General features: G+C 45.2%; 8 protein-coding genes. 6 read left to right on the top strand and 2 right to left on the bottom strand.

What is annotated here, in order from left to right; all coding sequences use genetic code 11:
• Nucleotides 1-209: 209 nt before the first annotated feature.
• A complete protein-coding gene (locus L3C95_RS31445; protein WP_236394552.1) occupies nt 210-710 on the bottom strand; it encodes a hypothetical protein in 501 nt (166 codons plus the stop codon).
• A gap of 395 nt (nt 711-1105) precedes the next feature.
• Between L3C95_RS31445 and L3C95_RS31440 the strand changes: the two genes are divergently transcribed.
• Nucleotides 1106-2251, top strand: coding sequence for an acyltransferase family protein (locus tag L3C95_RS31440; protein WP_236394550.1), 1146 nt, complete (start codon nt 1106-1108; stop codon nt 2249-2251).
• 199 nt (nt 2252-2450) lie between these two features.
• On the opposite strand, the gene L3C95_RS31435 is transcribed toward L3C95_RS31440, so the two are convergent.
• Nucleotides 2451-3074, bottom strand: coding sequence for an HAD family hydrolase (locus L3C95_RS31435; RefSeq protein WP_236394548.1), 624 nt, complete (start codon nt 3072-3074; stop codon nt 2451-2453).
• Between the two features lie 408 nt (nt 3075-3482).
• Between L3C95_RS31435 and L3C95_RS31430 the strand changes: the two genes are divergently transcribed.
• From L3C95_RS31430 to L3C95_RS31410, 5 genes are all read left to right on the top strand, one after another.
• On the top strand, nt 3483-4850 hold the full coding sequence (locus tag L3C95_RS31430; RefSeq protein WP_236394546.1) for a porin: 1368 nt from the start codon (nt 3483-3485) through the stop codon (nt 4848-4850).
• A 301-nt stretch (nt 4851-5151) separates the two neighbouring features.
• Nucleotides 5152-5580: a thioesterase family protein gene (locus tag L3C95_RS31425; RefSeq protein WP_149696394.1), complete on the top strand. Its 429-nt coding sequence runs from the start codon at nt 5152-5154 to the stop codon at nt 5578-5580.
• 534 nt (nt 5581-6114) lie between these two features.
• The gene (locus tag L3C95_RS31420; RefSeq protein WP_236394544.1) at nt 6115-12786 is read left to right on the top strand and encodes a DUF5977 domain-containing protein; all 6672 of its coding nucleotides are present in this window, start codon (nt 6115-6117) and stop codon (nt 12784-12786) included.
• Nucleotides 12787-12833: 47 nt separating this feature from the next.
• The gene (locus L3C95_RS31415; protein ID WP_236394542.1) at nt 12834-14486 is read left to right on the top strand and encodes a hypothetical protein; all 1653 of its coding nucleotides are present in this window, start codon (nt 12834-12836) and stop codon (nt 14484-14486) included.
• 26 nt (nt 14487-14512) lie between these two features.
• On the top strand, nt 14513-23098 hold the full coding sequence (locus L3C95_RS31410; RefSeq protein ID WP_236394541.1) for an RHS repeat domain-containing protein: 8586 nt from the start codon (nt 14513-14515) through the stop codon (nt 23096-23098).
• Nucleotides 23099-23109: the final 11 nt, after the last annotated feature.

The following is a 23109-nucleotide window of genomic DNA, read 5'->3' as shown; positions in this document are numbered from 1 at the left end:
TTGAATTTACAATTTACCCTCAGCTTTTAGTTGAAGCATTTCTTCTCGTGACGATATTGTCCGTGCATTGGGACATCGTTCAAGGTGACGCTGCCATGATTCATCAAGGTCTTTTTGGAGGGCATCCCAGTTGTTGTAGTATTTCAAGTAAAATTGATAGCTATACGCATGTAGCCATCTAAGCGTTTTAGAACCTTTAATCTTTCTAATCATTGTTTTGACTTTAGTATGTATTCTGGTGTTTTAATTGCAATAGGTTTGTAGCCGAACTCAATATTTGTTTCATTGTATAGCTTGATCTTCCGCTTATGAACGATATGCCGGAAGTTCCAGCTTGCAATTACATCAACTTCGAAGATGGTGCCAATGGCAACGTGAACTGCGTCTTTGAAACTCTTCCCGGTTAATATTTTCTTCTGTAAATATTTTTCTGCCAGCAACTTTACTTCCTCGTTCTGTTTGTATCCGAACTTGTAGTCTTCCGGTACGTCGAGGAATTTGTGTAATAGAGGTTTCCGCGGATCTCGTCCTTGCTCAATTTCATTACACACAAGGTCCGAATAAATCATCATCTTCCTGCCGGCCTTGAAATCCTCAAACAATGCGAGACTATCCTTTTTAAATTTTCGATCGAAACACCCCCCAATGACAGAAGTGTCAACATAAACTTTTAACAGCATATGAATTAAATACTGGTTAACAGATTGCATAGCAGGTGCAGTAAAGGAATGATAGTACTATTATCCCCTTGATCCGTAATCAGGACTTTTAAAAAATGAACAATAAATTTTAGAGAACAGGAATAACAAACAATTAAACAGGGTGAACTTTTACATTCACTGCTACGACAAGCGTAAGTGTAGTTTTGAGATTACGAATATACATGTTTTTTTAGTTCAAAATAATTTGTGAACATTAAGGCGAAAAATATATCGATAGCCGTTGCTTGAATTTCGATTGCAATAAAAAACTTTTGCAGGAAAGTGAGATTTACATACATTCGCGACAATCCCAAAGGAAGAGCTTCTGTAGCAAACCGAGCAATATTTGAATGGCTATATTGTCAGGCCATACCAGTCCACTGAAATATGAAAAACTAGTATTTATGCGAACCTCAGAAAATCATGTTACGTTCGAGAATAAAAATGCAGAGCATTTTTATTGGTTAGATCTGTTTAGAGGGCTAGCAGCCCTGGTCGTTGTTACCACCCACTGTCGTACAATGTTATTTGTTGAGTATGGTTTGTTGCCTCCGGAAGACAAGACCATCCAGAATTCAATATTTTTCTTTCTTACCCGTGTATCGCACGAAGCTGTGCTGCTTTTCTTTGTGCTCAGCGGTTTTCTTGTGGGCGGAAAAGTTATTCAGCGACTGAAAGCAGGAACTTTTGACCTTAGATCGTATGCGCTTGACCGAACGGTGCGCATCATGCTGCCCTTGCTTTCAGCCCTGATATTAATTCTTATATGCAATACCATTATTGGGCAGCAGTATAGCGTTATAGATTATTTGGGAAATATACTCTCCTTGCAGGGAATATTGGTACCCTGGGTCAGCGGACCATTATGGTCGTTGGCATATGAGGTCTGGTTTTACGTTTTAATGGGAGGAGCGGCCTGGTGGTTGACGACTACAAAAAACACCTACCGGTACATCGGCATCGCGCTTCTGTTCATTAATTTCATGATATTTTCAAACAGCCTGAAGGCCACCTATCTTTTTATCTGGTTACTGGGGGCGATGTCCTTCTTTCATGTAAAGAAGAATAATTTCGTGTTATTGGGCGGTATAGTGGCGCTTGTAGCTTCTATGATGGCGCTTCAGTTCTTTGGCAGAGAGAGCCGTACTTTTAAACTGCATGGTGTTGATAATATAAAGACCATTTGCGAGTTATTTCTGGCAGTGTCCATGTGTGCGATTGTACAGCAGGTGATACATCGTAAGCCGAAAGGTGTTCTGGGCAGATCATTAAATAAGTTCGGAACCTGGCTGGCAGATTTTTCATATACCTTATACCTCACACATCTGCCAATAGTATATGTTTTAGTACACTTCGGATTTCCCAAAAGTCAATCCATAAATGCAGTGTCACTCGGTTATTACCTGGTTGCTATTGCTATTTCTCTTGTTAGTGCCTACCTGATTTATCTTGTCTTTGAAAAGAGAACGAAGTATGTCAAAGAGATACTGAAGAGGAGGATGCCTTCAAAGGAGCGTTTCGGGCAGCAGCATTACCAGACAAGGGCATAGTGAGAGTAGACTTCGAAGGTGCGTTTCGGTGAGCAACAATACCAGACAAGGGCATGATGAAGGTAGACTTCGAAGGCGCATTCGTAACAGCGCATAGCGAAGGTAAATATTAGAGGAAACCCGTTTTTATAACATTTATTCAGTAGCGATAATGTTATAAAAACGGGTTTTATTATTCCGCGTGGATACTAAAACAATATCAATCTACCACAAAGCCATATTTGGCGAGGTTTTCTTTTGTTGCTTCGTATGTCTTGTGCTGAAGACCATTGATGCCCAGACCTTCCGCAACAGATACAAACATGGCCCTGTCATCGATATATAACACCTCCTCCGGCTTAACCAGCGCAATATCCAGTGCAATACGCCAGATGTCGGCATCTGGTTTTCTGAAATGCACGAAACAGGATGAAATGAAAAAATCTACAAACTTATTGATACCAAAATGCCGTATACGGTATTCATTCAATTCCCTGCCTTCATTATTGACAATGGCGATCTTAATGCCATATTTCGCCTTGATCTTGCACACCAGGTCTATCATTTCGGGAATAGGCGTGGTGACAGCAAACATGAACGCGCGGAACTCTTCCTCTGTAAAAGGCCTTGGTTCATAAAATACTGTTCTGTGCAGGTATTCGTCCAATGTCAGTTTGCCCTCCTCATAAGTGTCAAATGTAAGGTGGTGACGTTCTTCCAGTTCAGGAAGGTCTAATGAGAATTTTGCGGCGGCCTGTCTTCTTGCAGCTCGGTCCCAGCCATTGCTTAGTAATACACCGCCTATGTCCAGGAATAATGTCGTAATAGTTGGATGCTGTTGCATAGTGCTAAAAATATATGATGTACTGTGTTTAATGGTAAAATCATTTAATCTGTTGTCCTTTTCAGGGCGATTAAAGCAGGAAAGTAATAAAAAAATTATTAAATGATTTGAGAATACTGAAAAAGAACAACAGTAACCCATGAATGTACAACGGGGGTACCAGGGGAAGATGGAGGTAGGAAAGGGCCGGAGCGCAGATCTGCCATTCTGATAAAACTTTCTCAACATGAGAAGGTTTTCTATGTGCGTTTTTCAATTGGCATATTCAGCCATTCCTCCTAAGGTACAATGTGGTATTGTGTTCTGTTGTTTCTCCTGTACGTCATCGCGCTGAATGGTACATGCTTTGGCATACGGGACAACACTATCAGGCAACTTGTCTGGTACGGAACAAAACAACACAAACAAATGAAAAAAGCATTTCTAGTACTTGCATTAGCATCAAAGACTATTTGCACAATTGCACAGGACACTACAGCAACGACCGAAAAGGTACCATTTGACGGCATTGATCAGACCTGGCAAAATGGTAACGACAGAAGGGAGAACCCGGCATTTCAGAACATGAAGTTCTTCACACCAAGTATCATGATGGATATCAACTATACACACTCGTTCAATAAACCGAATGACAATACGGTGGTAGGCTCTACTGCACTCGCCCGTAACAATGAAGTGCAACTGTCTGCCCTGCACTTTGGAGGTGATTTCTATTATAAAGGGGCCAGGGCCAGAGTTATGACCCAATTTGGTACGCGTTCTATTGTCGTGCCACGTAATGATTACAGCCCTTATCGCGGACAGTATCAGTTAGCTAATGTATACCGTTATTTAAGTGAGGCTTATGCCGGATATCATATTAATAAATGGTATGGCATTAACATTGATGCAGGTATGTTTATGAGTTATATAGGTCTGAATTCCTACTATCAGCCGGAGAATTGGGAATACCAGGCTTCGTTTACCTCAGACAATACGCCGTGGTTCTTTAATGGATTACGTATCCAGATCTACCCTACAAAAAACATAAAGATCGAACCCTGGATCATCAACGGCTGGCAGAGCTATGGTAAGTTCAACAAAATGCCTGGATTCGGCTTCAACTTTACCTACATGTCCGACAACAGTAACCTGAAAGTGCTGACGAACGACTATTATGGCACCGACGCTGCAGGTATACCTGAAAGGAAACGGTTTCACTCAGATAATAGCCTGCTGGTAAGATATTATAATAGGCCTAAGTCAAAGGGTATCAGCAGGATGGCCTTCTCTCTGACAGGAGACGTCGGCTTTGAGAAAGGCGGTGGTGTGAACGGATTTAAAGACAGTGACAAAAACGGCCCTGCACAGTATTTCCTGAGCGGCATGTTCTACAACCGCGTTTGGTTCAACCAGAACAAATTTGCATGGACTGTAGGTGGTGGTGTGATGACTAACCCGGGTAGATATTTAGTGCTTTATCCAACAGGTCAGGCCAGCCCTTTACCTAATCCGCTGGACCCTACCAAAACAGAGGGCGCCTTCCCGTTCAGTGCTAGCCCAGGCGATAAATTCAAGGGCTGGGATATGTCTACCAACTTCGATTATATGCCTAACCAGAGTATCACCTTCCGGTTTGAACTGGTGAACAGGCATTCCGATGTGCCTTATTTTGCCGGAGAAGGTGGGGTGACTTCCCAGACCGGTTATTCTACTACGCCGCTGGATCCTAACTGGCGTCCTGACCTGGTGAAATCTGAAACGAGGTTTATACTCGCTGCATTATTCAGATTGTAATAATTTTAACCATTGGCGACATAAAGCGCTCCCTTTTCGGGAGGGCTTTGTGCTTTGTACAAGCTTAGGTAGGCGTATGCCTGCTATACCGCAGCTCTTGTGGTGGAAGTGAGGTGGACCTGTAGCAGAGGGGACACGCCTTTTTAACCTGTAATAAATTTTTGAGAGTACACTAAGTTGCTGATTATCTGTTAAAGCTGATCAGTTGTATTATGCAATATATCCCCACTATAGGGGATACGCCGATGCAAGAAATGAGCCGGCCAAGACTTATCTTTGCCGGCATAAAACCAAAGGTCACATGGAATATTCAAAAATCTATAAGGTAAAGGAAGAACATATCGACGTACAGGGTATCATGGATGGGTTATATTACCCTTTCTATATGGAATATTGCCGTCATGACTATATCAGGGAAGTGTTGGGGTTTGACTTCGCAGAGGAAGCGGCCAAGGGTATTCATATGGTATTGTCTCAGTACACGATTAAGTTCCTGCGTTCACTGAAGAAAGATGATGAATTTACTGTGACCTGCGAGTTGTTTGCAGATGCGGGTGGTCAGCCAAGACTGCATTTTAAGCAATCTATCATCCTGAATGGTAAGGTAATGACCACAGCAGTGTTCACCGGTACCTGTGTAGCCGCAACCGGAGGCAGACCTTATCTGCCGACAGGAATGACAGATAAACTGGTAGACGCACCAAAACTGGATGTTGCGACGTTAAAGTAAAAGTTGTTTAGTTTTATATTCGTCTCCCGGATGGTGAAAGCTGTCCGGGAGTTTTTGTTTTTGGACAAAGCAGTGACGTAAACAGGTATTATAAATTTATTTTTAATGAAAACTTTGAAATATATATTTATGTATTACTTTTGTTTTGTTCGTAGTTGAATCTAGTTCGCAGATAGTAAATAGCAGTTGTTTACCGACCTGAATATTTTTGTTGGCCATTTGTTATTTTGTGCTGTATGGGGATAATATAACGTTAAAGAATCCAATACCTATGTAGAATTTCCGGATGTAAGCTGTAACCCGGCTGATTTGTTGACCGGCTTGTACTTTGGCAGGAACTTAGTCATCAGCGTTTTCCATTAAAAGTTTTTAAAACCATTACAGGAATGTTATTTCTCTTGTGAGAACAAGGGCTTAAGAACATGTCCCTATAGTTAGATATCTACGTCCCGTACCTATGTTAGCGCTGTTTTCCGGGGCAAAATATCATTTGTCAGAACGTTACAAAATACCTATTAAGATAAACACACTTCAATGATAATTGAACTTGCTGCAAAGCAAAAGAGAAAGATTGCTTTCTTCATGCTGGCATTGCTCTATTTCGATGTGATAGTTCCCCGGAACGCACTGGGGGCGCCTGTTGCTAACATCCATTTCCCACACAAGCTGCCGATGCGCGTTATAAAGCAGGCAGTGGCCAACACGGCTGCGGCGCCGAAGTTTACGCCGGTAAAAAGCCAGCATAGGGAGTGGGTGCATCCGGATATAGGAGGACCCACCCAGCCTGAGAGTCAGGCGTTTCACTCCGTGAACAACGACAATATGGTTGATCTGTTCAGTGGCGACTTTTCCTATAATATACCACTGCTCGACGTAGGTGGGTACCCGGTAGCTATCGGGTACAACAGTGGTATTAGTATGGATGAAGAAGCAAGTTGGGTGGGATTGGGCTGGAACATCAATCCGGGCACGATCACACGTAACCTGCGCGGTATACCCGATGATTTTAACGGTACGGATACCATTCAGAAGACGGCTACCATCAAGACCAATAAAACAGTAGGCATCACCGTCGGTGGCGATCTGGAAATTGCCGGCTTGCCCAAGATGAAGGAGAAAGGTCTCAGCGCAGGAATTGGAGCGAGCCTCGGGGTTACGCATAATAACTACAGAGGGTTTGGCATTGAATCTGGCATGAATGCGAGCATTAATGTGGGCGCGAAGAGTATGGGGGCCTTAACATCCGCATTATCATTTACTAACAGTTCGCAGGAGGGTATCACTGTTGGTACCTCACTGTCTTTGAAGATGGGGGATAAAGAGGCGATAGAGAGCCAGAATAGTCCTGCGGGAAGTATAACTGTTGGCCTGGCTGCCAATACAAGGTCCGGTCTGAAGGCATTACAGCTGTCATCAGGTATGAGACAGTATGGTAAGGCCAGCAAGAACAATCCTGATAAGCATTCCAGCATAGGAACTTCAGTTTTCTCTTCTGAAATTTCTTTTGCGCATCCGTCCTTTACGCCGACCATCACCCTGCCCTATACCAGTTCGCTGATCAGTGTTACTGCGAAATTAGGAGGAACTGTCAAGATCCTCGACGGACACATTTTCGCAAGTGGATATGTAGCCAAACAGGGCATTGAACCTGAGGACCGCCATATGGCGATACCTGCTTATGGTTATCTGAATTACCAGAACGCCGATCCTTCGGGAGGTGCATTGCTGGACTTTAACCGTGAAAAGGAGATGGTATATCGAGAGAAACCGGAGGTACCTAACATCGCCATCCCTTCTTATACTTATGATGTGTTTTCCATGTCGGGAGAGGGTACAGGTGGTATGTTCCGTGCTTACAGAGGCGATATCGGTTATGTATATGACCATCGCATGAAGACGAAGGATAAATCCGGCAGATTCAGCGCAGACCTCGGACTGGGTGACCTGGTGCACTGGGGTGTAGACCTGAACGTGAACAGATCATATACAGAAAGCGGTCCCTGGAGAAACATGAACCCACTGGCGTCAAACCTGGCGTTCAGGAAATCGGACAAACAGTTTGAAGCGGCCTATTTCCGGAATCCGGGAGAGAAATCAGTGAATGCAAAGGCCTTTTATAATAATATAGGTGGCGATGATGTAGTGGCTGTCAACCTTTTCCAGGCAGGCAGCAGTAGTCCTTTTATTACTACGACGAATGTACTTAACCGTTATGCCAATAAGCAAAAGGTAGGACAGGTTATTTTGTCGCGCGACAATGTTTATAAGAAAGTAAGGGATAAACGTACACAGGTCATTTCTTACCTGACAGCTGAAGAGGCGTCTGTTGCAGGATTGTCAAAATATATTGACAACTACCGGATCAATGCTTATGGCACGAACAATTGCGATACGGAGTTCCCTTCAGAGCTCGATTCCAGCAGGCATGGTTTACTGGGAGAATATTATTCCGGACATGATTTTCAGCAGTTCCTGTTCTCCAAGGTAGATACCATGGTCAATTACCTGAACCTGAACGACTTTAATGCTGGCAAACCTGCCAATGTACCGGGAGTAAGCCGCGATTTCTCCATCCGCTGGACGGGAAGGCTGAAACCTGATGTTACGGGCACTTACAAGCTGGTAACCCATTCAGACGATGGTGTGAGACTATATATAAATGACTCCCTGTTCATTAATCACTGGGGAGGGCACGGTATACAGCCGGATACAGCCACAGTCAATATGATAGCCGGTGAATTATATAACATCCGCCTGGAGTATTACCAGGTAAAGGGGAAAATCGCTATGCAGTTCCGCTGGATGTATGCAGGGTTGCCGTTGTTGCCTATCGGAAGCAGGAACCTCTACCTGATGCCTTCAAAAGATACTTTTACTGTTGGTAACGGTGATTTATCGAGGGAAAAGAGGATCAACGATTTCAGGAAGAAAAATCACATATCAGAGATCAGCGTGTTAAATGGTGATGGCCGCAGATATGTGTATGGTATTCCCGTTTATAACCTGAAACAGAAAGATGTCACTTTTTCTGTTAATCCGGCAGGAGGAAATAGTAAGGATGGCCTGGTGAAATATACGCCCGGTCTGGACAATACGGTCAACAACGACAAAGGAAATGAACATTATTTCAACAGTGAGGAAGTACCTGCCTATGCGCACTCGTTCCTGCTGACGGGATTACTTTCGCCCGACTACGTTGACCTGACCGGAGATGGCATCTCTGACGATGACAGGGGCGATGCTGTTAAATTTAACTATTCGAAGATAGCAGGGATCAAAAATCCTTATAAATGGCGTACGCCCTATAATGACAGTGCTGTTTATAATGAAGGGTTGCGGACAGACAACCGGGATGACAGAGGAAGTTACGTATACGGTGAGAAAGAGCTGTGGTATCTCAATTCCATTGAGTCAAAAAACATGATCGCGACCTTTAAGCTGAGCGACCGTAATGATCAGCCATCTATGGATGAGAATGGATATACTGGTTCGGCTAAGGTGGTGAAGAAGCTCGATGAGATCAATCTGTATGTTAAGGCTGACTACCGCAGGGATCCGCTGAAAGCACGGCCGGTAAAGACCGTCCATTTTGAGTATAGCTATGAGCTATGTCCGGGAATGATTAAAGGAAATACCGGTGGCAAACTAACCTTAAAGCGGATCTGGTTTACTTATAATGGTAACAATAAGGTACAGCGTAATCCATATGTTTTTAACTATAATGCACACAACCCGGCTTACAATAATAAATCGTATGACAGGTGGGGAAACTATAAAGATCCATTGCAGAACCCGGGTTCGTCAACTACTAACGTAATCACTAACGCTGAATATCCTTATGCATTACAGGATAGTGCCCTGGTTGCAAAGAATGCTGCCGCATGGACGCTTGATTCCATCGTGTTGCCTTCAGGCGGAAGAGTGAAGGTGGATTATGAAGGTGATGATTATGCGTATGTTCAGAACAGGCGCGCTACACAGATGTTAAAGATCGCCGGGTTATCGGCAGATGTGCCTAAAGCGCTTTCTGACCTGGAAACAAAACTGTATGGCGGTCCGAAGGATTATTTATATGTGTCGGTGAATGTACCTAAGGCAGTTAGCAGTAATGCTGATTTATATGCCCGTTATCTTGAAGGGATAGATACTTTATTCTTCCGCTTGAACGTGAAAATGCCGGGCGATAAGTTTGGCAATGGTAATGAATATGTATCGTGTTATGCAAACATGGAACCAGGCACTTTCGGGTTCTATAATAATGGGCAGACAATCTGGTTAAAGCTGAAAGCGATTAATCAGTCGGGCGAGACGGACAAATTACTAAGCGTATACAGTCCGCTGGCAAAGGCAAGTACGCAATTCCTCCGTCTGAACCTGCCATCGAAGGCTTATCCGGGATCGGACGTGGGAGACGACATTGATTTTGGGGATGCCGTGAAAGTACTGTTATCGCAGGCCGATAACGTGCTGAACATGTTCGTTTCCTACGATAATACGGCCAGGCTAAAAGGATGGGCGAACCAGATAGATACCTCCCGTTCCTTTATACGTCTTAATAATCCATATTATAAGAAATATGGTGGTGGGCTGCGCGTAAAACGGGTGCGCACTTACGACCACTGGAATGCGATGACGAAACAGCGTGAGTCTGTGTATGGTCAGGAGTACCAGTACACTACTACGCGTGCCGTAAACGGGACTGAGGAGGTGATCAGTAGTGGGGTAGCCACTTTTGAGCCCTCTATCGGCGGAGAAGAGAACCCATGGCGGCTGCCGATCGCTTACAAGGAGCAGGTAGCTGCATTGGCGCCTGTTGGTATCGGATATACCGAGAAACCACTGGGTGAGACCTTTTACCCCTCTCCATCCGTTGGTTACAGCAAAGTAAGGGTAAGAACGATTCACGCGAAGAATGTGCGTTCCGCTAACGGTTTTGAAGAAACCAGTTTTTATACCAGCTATGATTTTCCTACGCTGACAGACATGACCTTGCTGGCAGATAGCAAAAAACGTTATAAGCCGGCGCTGAGTAATTTCCTGCGTATTAATGCCTGTCATTTTGTGGCCGTAAGCCAGGGCTTCAAGATTGAGCTCAATGATATGAATGGAAAGTTACGTTCAACATCGAGCTTTTCCGAGGCTAATCCACAGATGCCGTTCTCTTACACAGAGAATTTTTACAAAGTCGATAATCAGAATGATCCTGTTAAGCACCTGAACAATACAGTGATGGCTATCGATGAGGAGGGAGTAATTGACAGTATTGCTTCTGTGGGTAAGGATATTGAACTGATGATGGATATGCGCGAACAACGCTCTGTTACCAACGCGCTGAACCTGAACCTGAACGGCGACAACTTTACATTCCCGTTCCCACCGGTCTTCCTGTTGCCAACACTATGGAACCTGGCGCAACGTGAGGAAACCAGGTTCCAGTCGGTTGGTGCGACAAAGGTCATCAATCGCCACGGCATCCTGGATAGTATAGTCGTGGTAGACAAAGGTAGCCGGATCAGTACTAAAAACCTGTTGTTTGACGCTGAGACAGGAGAGCCGGTACTTACCCGTACTTACAACGAGTACGATGACCCGGTATATAACTTCAGCATGCCGGCGGCCTGGGTATATAACGGTATGAGTGGGGCCTATAAGAATATCAATACAACACTTCGCAATGTTTATATGAACCAGGGCAAGATTGTCAGGGGACTCGACACGCTTGTTACTGCAGCAGACTACTTCACCGCTGGTGATGAGATCCTGATCGGTTCCAGGCAAAAGACAGGAGGGGCTGACTGTTTCCCTGAGATAGCGACGTTTGCAGCGTGGACGGTGTTGTACGCTGTAGATGCCAACGTGCAGACAGAAGGTGCTGCACCGGATATCTATTTTGTTGACCGTAATGGGGTTCCTTTTACAGGGAATGACATCTCGATGAAGGTAATCCGTTCCGGAAGAAGGAATATGGCTACGGAGGCTGGTGAGTTTACATCACTGGGCAATCCGCTGGTACGAAATGCATCAGGGTATTCTCTGGTATTGGATAATAACAGGACACTATCTTCCAGTGTTACCACCTTTGGCCAGTTCTGGAAAGTGGCAGACCAGCTGAAGGCGCAGACGGTAATGAATTGTGTGCCGAAAACCTATGCTGAGTATGCAGGAACGGAGCAATGCGGTACCGTTTATTATTCAAATACAGAAGCCAGTCAGTTCTTCCAGCGCACCAATTGCGGCAGGGGGTATGCGCCGGGTGCACCTGTAAAATACATTGTACCAGCGGGCAGCTATGCCTCCACAATCAGTCAGGAGGACGCGGATGCAAAGGCAGCTGCAGATCTTGCGTTGAATGGCCAGGACTATGCCGATATGAATGGTGCATGTATTCCGTATTACTATAGCGGGGTTATTGACAAAGATTACACAAAGAATAATTGTGGTGTTGGAGGAGTAGGTTCTGTGGTGACTTATCATCATCCGGCAGGAACAGATTCTTCGCTGGTAAGCCAGTCGCAGGCTGACAGCCTTGCCGTGATCAAAGCGAATATAGCTGGTCAGGCAAATGCCAATACGAAAGGAACCTGTACTTATTATAATAGTATCATAACAGACTCGATCAGAAAGAATGACTGCCCTGCAGGTCTGCTGGGTAGTGTTGTTGCGGTGACGATACCTGCGGGTACGTTTACTTCTCCGCTTAGTCAGGCAGATGCCAATACAAAGGCCCTGGCAGCAGCCCAGGACACAGCGAATGCAAAAGGCCAGTGTATTTCTCCTGCATTGCAAGCGACAGTTAGCTGGGGTTGTACGGACGAGGGTTGCACCGAGCAGGGAGGGACGTTGCTGACGTTTAATTTCCCTACTCCGACCACTACAGCGGTTACGCTGTTGGTAGGGCATGTCCATAACAGCGCAAATGGACTGTTCTACCAGGGAAGTGATCTGTTTACACCTCCTGCAGACGCTAACCCGTGGGGACTTAATCCCAATGTTCCCTGTATAGTCAGGATTCCGGCGGGGGTGACAACCTATACTGCTGGTCCGCAGATTTACCAGCAGGGATATGAAGGCGTTATCGGTCACTCATGGGTTTGTCAATCCTGCCAGGGACCACCGGTAGCACTGTATGTCAAGTCGATTACCAGTGGCGTGACAACCAATTTTACGCTGACCAATCCTGGTGTGCAGATATACAATCTGAAGTAGTGATATCTCATCTTCTAACTGAGGTTCTATTAACGAGTTGAGTCAATATGAAAAAGTATAAAACCTATAATTTTCTATACAAGGCAGTGGTCTTATTGCTGCTGCTTGCAGGAGGCGCCGGTACGCAGAACAGGCTGGCAGCGCAGGGGCAGGTGTCCTGTACCTGTGGCTGTCTGCAGCCATTATTCGATTACCTGATCTCCTCCCACCGGCTTTTTACGGTGGAGTCGGAGCATGTCGTTATCTCTTCGCTGATAAGGGATGCGAGGAGGGCAGGCTATAATATATCTTATACCCAGTGTGCCATTTTGTATAAGAACATTAATAAGAACTTCTACGCTATTACAACGGACACAGTAGGCACGCTTTACAAGGCCCGGGTAGGGGACTGTGAAGTTTCCTTACAATCGTCTGCCGGGGCTGTCAGATTCGATAGCCTGCGCAGTGACGCCTGCACGGGTGCGGATGTCGTGACTTACCATAAAGCTGGTGGCAGTGTTAAAGTAGCGCAGCTGGCGATCGGCACCTGTTATACCTGCCTTGTTGCACCTTCCGGCAGCTGTTACAGCGCGGTGACTGATACAAGCGTTAATCCTTATGTGAGCGGTCTTGCTGGCTCCTGGCGACAGTTGCGGAAGTATACCATGTATACTGATCGTAATGAAGTGAATGCTACACAGTCGCTGCATGCAAGAACCGCGGGTACCATTTTCAATTTTACCTATTACTGGAAACTGAACAACAGGAAGTGGGTGATACAGCCAGACACTGTGAGATGGTTGTGGATGAACGAGACGACGTTGTATAGTCTTAAGGGTATTGAAGTTGAGACCAGAGATCCGCTTGGCCGGTATAAGTCGGTATTGTTGGGATATGGAAATGCTTTGCCGACAACGATGACGGAAAATGCAAGATACCGGCAGACTGCGTTTGATGGGTTCGAGGATTATTTCCTGAACGAGGCGGTTTGCGGCAACGGTTGTACGATTCCGAGAAGTTTTGATTTTTCTCCCTATAAGCAATATTTGGATACGACCGAACAACATACCGGGAGGTACAGCCTGAAGGTGGCAGCAGGAAGTGCTTACGGTGTGAGTGCAAATATAACTGCCAGTGATATTGATACTTTCCGGGTCGCTTACACCAGGGATAGTAGCAATTGTCCTGATAAGCAGTTAGTGTTGAAAGGCATCGATGCGGGGAAGGATGTATTGTTGCCAACTTTTTCACCGCTGGCGGGAAAACGTTTGTTGCTCAGCGCATGGGTCAAAGAAGGACAGGCGTGCAGCGGAAATACTTATACAGCAAATCAGATATGGGTGAAAATAAAACGGGCAACAGATAGTGTGACGATAACAGCGCTTCCCGATGGCAGCATTATTGAAGGCTGGCAGAGATATGAACGTGCACTGGATGTTCCTGCTGATGCAGTCAGCATTACATTGTATCTGCAGGCAACAGGATCTGTTCCGGTGTATTTTGATGACATCCGTTTACATCCCTATAACGCTACCATGAAGTCTTTTGTGTATAGTCCTGATAACCTTCGCCTGATGGCCGAACTGGATGAAAATAACTATGCCACCATGTATGAGTATGATGACGATGGCACATTGATCCGCCTGAAAAAAGAGACTGAACGGGGAATTAAAACAATCTCTGAATCCAGGGGCTCTTTATTGAAAGAAGTGCTGCCATAATCATTCATTGTGAAAATAATCAAGAGATGAGAAAAGATTCATTTTTAATAAAGGCGGGATTGTTGAATAACCCGAAATCGGTCGCGGCGAAGCTAATACAGTTTGTTCTCCCGCTGCTTTTTATACTGATGGTAACAGGCAGTCAGGCACAAACGGTGACGGTTGCAAGAGATTTGCTGGATGGCAGTAGAGGCGAGCTGGCGAAAGACTCGATCGCTTTCGTGGAAGATACTGCTTATTTTAGTGCTGTTTTAAGGGATAAGTTGGATACTCCCTATTCAGTAAAGAATGTCATTACATTTAAGATCAACGAATATGCACGCGTGTTACTCCCGGCTACCTTTACGGCTTCGGTAAATGTGCGTATTATCTATACTAAGCCGGATCAGGGAATTGATTCTGTGGAGAGGGTAATGAATATCAATTATTCAGATACCAGTGTTTATACAGCCAGAAGTAGTGTTGTATTTAACAATGCACATAGGGTAACGGTTAAAATACTGAGCGTAACTACGAATGCGACATCGAATGTGTTGCAGGCGTTGGTGTTGGAGAATGCGATGGATATACGTTTGGTATATAAGTTGTCCTGCGTGAATGACGGTGTGCAGCGTATCGGGGTTATTTCTCCGGCACCTGCCAATACAGATTCTACGGACGAGATTGGGGTCACATGGCCAGCCATGACCGGTGCAGATGTATACGATCTCGAATGGGCTTACATTGATTCAACAGCATTGCAGAGCGGAAGATATGGCGAACCGTTAAACCGCAATCTGATATTCCGCAATAATGCAACCCGTGTGACGGTGGCGACGAACTCGTATAATATCCCATTGTTGTACAGCGATGGCGGAGTATTGTTTTTCCGGGTGAGGGCTGTGCAGGAAAAGACAGGTATCGGCAGGACAGAGACGCCCTGGAGTTCTTTATACCAGGATGGTCTTGGACAATATGCTTTCACTGGCCATCAACGTCAGTTAAACTGGCAATCAAAAGTAGAGTTTGCGGAGAATGGAATGAGAAAAGCGGTTGTAAGATATTATGATGGTAGTCTCCGCAATCGTCAGACAGTTACAAAGAATAACACTACTAATACGACAGTTGTGGCAGAGACCTATTATGATCATCAGGGTCGTTCTGCTATAGAGGTGCTTCCGGCGCCGACTATGAGTTCTGTGATGAAATATTCCCGCAACTTTAACCGGACAATCAACGGCGGTGAGTATGACAAGGGAAATTACGATACGCTGATCAATGCGGCCGATATACTGACGGCATCTGCGAGTCCGATGTCAAATACTTCCGGCGCCAGCCAGTACTACTCAGGTAATAATCCGGAGAAGGATAATGGGGCTAATCAATATCTTCCGGATGCCGCTGGATATGCTTTTACTGAAACGTCTTATACGCAGGATAACACAGACCGGGTGAGCCGGAAGAGCGGAGTAGGACCTGTGCATCGCATTGGTAGTGGGCATGATACAAGATATAGTTACGGTGCACCAGGTGACAATGATCTGGATGCCCTGTTTGGAACCGAAATCGGTGTGAAATCCCATTATTTCAAAAATATTGTGCAGGATGCCAATGGACAGTATCATGTCAGTTATATCGACATGTATGGCCGCACGGTAGCCACGGCGTTATCAGGAGTGCCAGATAGCGCTAACCTTACAGGACTTTCCTACAATCCGCTTATTTCTTATACAGATACGCTGTCAAGGGCGAATAATCGTATAGTGAAAGATCTGGTAATGGAAAATACGCAGAGCCAGTTGGTTACGCTGCCTGGTAACTATGTCTTTAACTACAAATTGAAAGCCCCGGTGTTGCAACGTACCGATTGTAATAATAATCCAATTTGTTACAATGGTTTGTTTGACCTGGAGATAAGTATCACTGACGATGCTTCCAATCAAAGACTGGGAGGTAAACCGTTCGACACCGTATTACATAATTATACGCCGGGATCAGTTCCTGCCACCTGTGGTGTACCGGATCTGGAGGTTGGATTTACTAAATTTTTACCTGCAGGTACTTACCAGATCACCAAACGCCTGAGCGTGAACCGGGAGGCAATGGACTATTACCGAGATAGTGTATATCTGAAGAAACAATTATGCACCACACTTGAACAGTTTGTGCAGCAACAGCGGGATATCCTCGCGAACGATAGCTCCAGGACCTGTGTGCCGGATTGTAAGACCTGTCGTGACAGTGTCGGCACCTGGGAGGCATTCAGAAATAATTATCTGGCAAAAGCAGGTGTTTCACCAGTGGATTCAGCTTCTTACAGGGGAGCTGTGTATGCAGCTTACCAGGCGGCGGTTGAGGCCTGTGACGTTTTGTGCGAATCCGGTTCTGAGATAGCAGGTATCAGAAATGCCATGTTGCTGGATGTATCCGGGGCTTATGGACAGTATGCCAATCCGGCGGACACACTAAATATCTATTCCATATTCTACCATGTGGATGAAAGAGTGGTGGCGCCATACAGAAGGGATTCTGTTGTGTATTATGATGAACTGGGCCGCAGAGATACAGTATATGATGAGATCAGTGATACCTATGTAATACCGCAGTTACTGAATCCTGAACAGTTTGCAGCTAAGTTCAAGGCGTCATGGGCCGAGGCATTACTGAAGTTTCATCCGGAGTACTATAAGCTACTGGAGATGCAGAAGTATGCCGATAGCTATTTGTGGGACAAGACATTTGAGGGGGTAGATACCTATGCGGAGGCGAAAGAAATGGGTTATCTGAATCCGACTGCGAATAACAGTTATATTTTTCCTGCAGTAACAGGCAATAAAGATCCGCTTGCTGCAACAGCAAAAGATGGATTAGAGAAAGCGCTCAGTAATTTTAATGGCGGCAGTGGCGCCAGTTTGTTGTCTATGTGGAGCATGGCAACAGTGAGTGTGAAGTGTTCCCGTAACAGTGTTAACTGTTATCAGCAATACAATACGGCAGACAAAGCTTTCAATGAAGCCGTGATGTGTAAGGGCGATCTTGATATGTCCTGGAGGGCTTTCCGCCAGATGTACCTGACTACCAAGCATAACATCATCAATGACAGGATCAATAATGTTATCTACCCTGGTTATCCGAAGGTAACATCTGCTCAGCTGAGCGCTGCGGGCAATCAGCCTAATTTTTATGTGGTAAACGAGGCATTGAGTGAAAATGGAGGTGGGTTCCTGGGAAATAATGCTGATACAACGGTATTGAAAGACTCTGTCAATGCACAGCTGGAACGGTCTTATGACGAAAATTGCAGGAGCTATGTACAGGCATGGGTGAAACAACTGGCTCCGTGCAAGTATAGCCAGCAGGTACTTGATAGCATTATTATACCAAAATTGCTGGCGGTTTGTAAGGAAGGGTCTGATATGGACCATCCTTACGGTGCGAGCTCAGTTAAGCCATCCAGTGAGAGTTACTACAGAAGTTTCAGTGAAGTATTGAATACATATAATGCCCAGGCAGGTATTATAGATCCGCTGAACTGTAATGGCTATCTTATTACATTGCCGGCGCCGTATGACAAACAGTCGGCTTATACGAACAAACCGACTTATACTGCGCCTACTGATTGTGAATGTAATCAGCTCAGAATATTAAATATTGAATACCAGTCCTACAAGAAGCCATCAGATATAACGCTGGCCACTTACCTGAACCGTACAAGGGGGACTTCTCTGTCCGAAGTGCAGGTGCAGCAATTGCTGGGTGCCTGTAATGTACCGGGAACCAACACCTGTACGTACTTTGAGGAACCGCTGGTGGTCCCAACTATCATGCAATGTAACATAGCAGCGCCGTGTGCGAGCTGCGAGGTGGTGGGAAATAGTTACAGCCGTTTTCAGGCAACATATCCCGGCATAACACCGCTGCGCGAAGAGCCGGATTCCCTGCAGCAAAGGAAGAATGAGCTGTTTGTGAATTTCATGAATAATCAGCTGGGAATGAATAAGCAGTTGTGGGAATACATGGAATTTATGGATACCTGTCAGCTTTATCCATTTAAAGACAGCATTGTTTGCAGCGGAGGTAAACCGTTGATTCATAGTTATACGACAGGAAATGTTGACACGATCTACGATGTTATCCGCACCCCGGATAATGGGTTCATGCTGGCAGGGGCTACACCTATCGCGGCCAATAATAAGAATGCATATCTTATCAGGACGAATAGTAAGGGCGAGGTGCTCTGGTCTAAACATTACGGCAGTTTTGGAAATGACAATTTTGCCAGGATCAAGCCTACATCCGATGGCGGATATATAGCGATCGGTACCATTGCGGCTTACGCTGCGGCAAGAGATGCGATGATCGTTAAACTGACAGCACAGGGCGATGTAACCTGGAGCAAACGTGTCGGCCTTAATACAACCTGGGGAGAGACGGGCGCTGAAATTCTGCAGACAAGTGATGGGGGATACGCATATGTAGCACGATATAATCTTGCAGATGGTGTTGCAGATTTTCTTGTTGGATCACTTAAGCCTGACGGAACCTTTAACTGGCTCAAGCGTTTTGGTGAGGGCAGCGGAGATGAAGGCTATTCGATGGTGGAGAATAAAGATACACTGGTGATAGCTGGATGTTCATGGGTGACTTCAGTATCAGTAGGGCAGTTTGATGGCTGGATATTGAAAGTGGACAAGAAAACAGGGCAACGGTTGAGTGTCTATTGGTATGACATTGGCCAGCCGACAAAGACAATCACGAACTTTTCTAATTATCTCCATAAAGTAAAGGATGGGTATATAGTTAGTTATTCTGCCGGAGACGCCGGAGGTATAAAACAAAGTGTATTGAGTTTAACCGAGAATGGCAGGATAAAATATGCTAAACAGTTCTCCCGTCCGCTGAGTCAATCTGTCTATCAGTGGATGCCGACGGCAGTAGGCTCGGATGGTAGCATTATAGCAGCCCAGAATATACTGTCTTCCAATAATAATGGCATTGTGTGGGAGAAAGTCAATGAAGATGGAACTCTTCGCTGGTCTGATATGCTCAGGTTGGATAGTTCTGTTCTCTTTACAAAGCTTATAGAGAATGCAGATGGCGGATTTGTGGGAGTTGGTACATATGGACGGAGCTCAATGATGGTTTTCACACCACCTTATGCACCGATGGGATGTAACGATAGTTTGATCAATGTTACTTTTGATCCTGTTGGGGTAAGGTTTAATCCTGATACTATCATGGTGTGGGATGTCGTCATCAAGGACACTGCGGTGAAAGTATTTACGCTTACAGGCAATGCGATAGCACCGGTACATAGAGTGTTTAACTGTGTGGGGGCTGACAGTTGCTTCCGTATGAGTAAAGGCCCCTTACTTTGTGGTAATACTAAACCGGTATTTGAGGAGGTTGATGTCAACGAGGTAAACAACTGTTCTGATAATGAGTTTTTTGCAGTGAGTAAGGGAACCGAGTTGTTTAATGCATACAGAGATTCTCTAAAGGCCGGTTTCAACAAGGCATACATAGATAGTTGCATGAATGCCGGATTGAGGGAGCTCTTTACAGTTTCCTATACCACGTCGGAATATCATTATACATTGTACTATTATGACCGCGCGGGATCTTTGGTGAAGACAGTGCCACCGGCGGGTGTTGTGGTAAACCGCACACCAACCTGGTTAAATGCTGTGAAGGCTGCCAGAGCAAGGGGCCTGGAGCAGCTGCCGGCTCATACCATGGTGACAAATTACAGGTATAATACCTTAAACCAGGTAACAACCAAGTTGACGCCAGATATCACTGCGGCTTTGCGCTATGCTTATGACAGGGTTGGTAGATTGGTTGCAGCGCAGCCTGTAATATCAACCACCAGCATTTATACTATTTATGATAACCTGGGACGCATTACGCAGACTGGCGCTACATCCGGCTCAATATCAAATAGTACCAGCCGTAACCCGTATACCCTGGCACAGTGGTATGCCAATATGCTGAGGACGGAAGTTATTGCTACCACCTATGACGAGCCTTATACGCCTTTATCAGGAGCAGTGATCAGCCAGCGTAACCTGAGAAACCGCGTATCCTGGTCGGGTGTATTTTCAGGTACTGCAGCTGTAAATACCGGGGCTTATACTTTTGGAACCTTCTATAGTTATGATGCATACGGTAATGTAGATACCCTGGTACAGGATTTTAAAACGGGAGGAATGGCAGAGGGTAATAACCGTTGGAAGAAAATGGTATATCAGTATGACCTGCTTAGCGGAAAAGTCAAACATGTGGCTTATCAGCCAGGTGCACGGGATGCGTTATATCACCGTTTTACCTATGATGCGAATAATAAGCTGACAAATGTAGAAACCAGCAGGGATAGCATTAACTGGGACAGGGACGCCTACTATCAGTATTATAAATATGGTCCGCTTGCAAGAACGGTGATAGGACAGCAGCAGGTACAAGGGATAGATTATACTTACACGCTGCAGGGTTGGTTGAAGGGAATTAACAGTACAGCAGATACTTCCATATTTGATATGGGAGGAGATGGTGCCGGTACAAGCGCTGTTGCCAAAGATGTATATGGTCTGGCGTTGCACTATTATGGTGCGAGGGACTATAAACCTATAGGTAGTACTGTCCATCCTTTTGCAGATCCGGGCAACATTGGTGGTTACTTTAAACCATTATTTAACGGAAATATTGCCGGTATCAGTCAGCATATATCATCCATTGGTACGCCGTTGATGTATAATTATACGTATGATGTGCTGAATAGGATAGCCAGTATGCAGGCTGTAAAAGGACTGGATAAGGCTAATAATAGCTGGACGCCTGTTGTGTTGCCGGACTTTAAGGAGGAGGTGTCCTATGATCCGAATGGTAACATCAGGACATATCTCCGCAGAGGAAATAATACATTTGCAGGGAAACCGCTGGCAATGGATAGCCTTATCTATAACTACACCAGTGGAACTAATAAGCTGTTATACATTTTTGATGGCGTGGACGCAGGCAACTACCCGAATGACATAGACAACCAGGTAACCAATAACTATAACTATACAGGGGGAGGTCAGTTGAATATCGACAGGGCAGCGGGGATAACGAGCATACAATGGACTGGATATGATAAGATCAAGGTCATAAGCTCAGCAAGTGGGCCAACCAATTATTCCTATGATATTTCTAATAAGCGTATCAGTAAAACCTTCAAAGGTATACAGACCTGGTATGTTCGTGATGCCTCCGGGAATGTAATGAGTGTGTACGTGAAGGGCGACAGTTCTTTAAATGGTGGGCTGCTTACTCAGACAGAGGCTCATTTATATGGAGATGGCAGACTGGGGATCAACGAGCTGAGTACCGATGTTCAAAGTGCAGCGCCGCAGAATAATATTGATCTCCCTGGTTTGGGATATGCAACTGAGGTAGCCTTTGTCAGAGGCAGGAAGATGTTTGAGCTGGGCAATCACCTGGACAATGTATTGGCAACAGTATCTGATAGAAGAATAGGTGTATCAAGGGATGGTAGTACGATCGATCATTATGAAGCTAACCTGGTTTCAGCGCAGGATTATTATCCTTTCGGTATGCAGATGCCGGGAAGAGGCTTTGCAAGTAATAACTACAGGTATGGATTTAACGGTAAGGAAAATGACAATGATGTGAAGGGGGACGGAAATCAGCAGGACTATGGTATGAGGATCTATGATACCAGAATAGGCAGGTTCCTGAGTATGGACCCGCTGGCTCCGACGTATCCGGAACTGACACCTTACCAGTTTGCAAGTAATAAGCCTATCAATTCAATTGATCTGGACGGTCTGGAAACCTGGGAATTAACTACTCCGCTGTTCAAGTTGCATGCAGCCCTGGAAATTTCAAATACAAAAACAGCGCTCTACATACAGCAGCAAAGGGCGATAGAGCAGGAGAGAATCAATGCCATGTTTGAAGAATCCGCGAGAAATCCGAAAATAGCGAAAACGGATGATTGTATCAGATGCCAGGAGATTATCAACGCGCATTACGAGGGCTTGCGTATGGAAGAAACGAATTCGAACCTCGATCCGATAGCACAAGGAGGCGCCGGTTTCGGTCGTGGTCTTGTAAGAGACCCGTTCTTCCAGGTTTCCAGCGGTTATGTGCTGGGAAGCGGTCTTGGATTTTTAATGCCACGTATTGACCCCAAGGTAACATGGCTATCGTTTGGGATTAAATCCAGTGTAGACGTTCTCGGTCAGACAATTGCAAACGGCAGTATCTGGAAAACGGATGTGTTTGACGCAACGCTTGCTGGCCTTACAATGCCAATGACCGCCCATGCACTCGGTTCGATACTCGATGTGAAACCATTTGATAAGGACAAGATCGGACTTACGTTCTATAATAAGTCACTCTTGTCAACAGGAATTGATTTTGGTGTTAAAGTCGCATTTGGCGGAAGTAAATACGGCTTGGGAGGCTGGTCTAAAGCAAAACTTGCCAATTCATTGGGATTCAAATCGGCATTTCTTACCAAAGCGGTAGGCGAGGGCTTAGCGGAAACCTACAGGCAACTAGCTAATTTCCCGGTAAGTGCAACAGGTAAGATAGCAAGAAAGACGATAAAGAAAAAAACAGATAAGTAAGATCAGCAGGT

Source organism: Chitinophaga filiformis, assembly GCF_021646545.1.
Lineage (GTDB): Bacteria > Bacteroidota > Bacteroidia > Chitinophagales > Chitinophagaceae > Chitinophaga > Chitinophaga filiformis_A.
Note: the sequence above shows the minus strand (reverse complement) of the source record. Positions and strands in the feature narration are given on the sequence as shown.

Bases quoted from the DNA above. Each gene is read 5' to 3' on its own strand.
- L3C95_RS31445 (WP_236394552.1), bottom strand. From the start codon at position 710: ATGCAATCTGTTAACCAGTATTTAATTCATATGCTGTTAAAAGTTTAT.
- L3C95_RS31440 (WP_236394550.1), top strand. From the start codon at position 1,106: ATGCGAACCTCAGAAAATCATGTTACGTTCGAGAATAAAAATGCAGAG.
- L3C95_RS31435 (WP_236394548.1), bottom strand. From the start codon at position 3,074: ATGCAACAGCATCCAACTATTACGACATTATTCCTGGACATAGGCGGT.
- L3C95_RS31430 (WP_236394546.1), top strand. From the start codon at position 3,483: ATGAAAAAAGCATTTCTAGTACTTGCATTAGCATCAAAGACTATTTGC.
- L3C95_RS31425 (WP_149696394.1), top strand. From the start codon at position 5,152: ATGGAATATTCAAAAATCTATAAGGTAAAGGAAGAACATATCGACGTA.
- L3C95_RS31420 (WP_236394544.1), top strand. From the start codon at position 6,115: ATGATAATTGAACTTGCTGCAAAGCAAAAGAGAAAGATTGCTTTCTTC.
- L3C95_RS31415 (WP_236394542.1), top strand. From the start codon at position 12,834: ATGAAAAAGTATAAAACCTATAATTTTCTATACAAGGCAGTGGTCTTA.
- L3C95_RS31410 (WP_236394541.1), top strand. From the start codon at position 14,513: ATGAGAAAAGATTCATTTTTAATAAAGGCGGGATTGTTGAATAACCCG.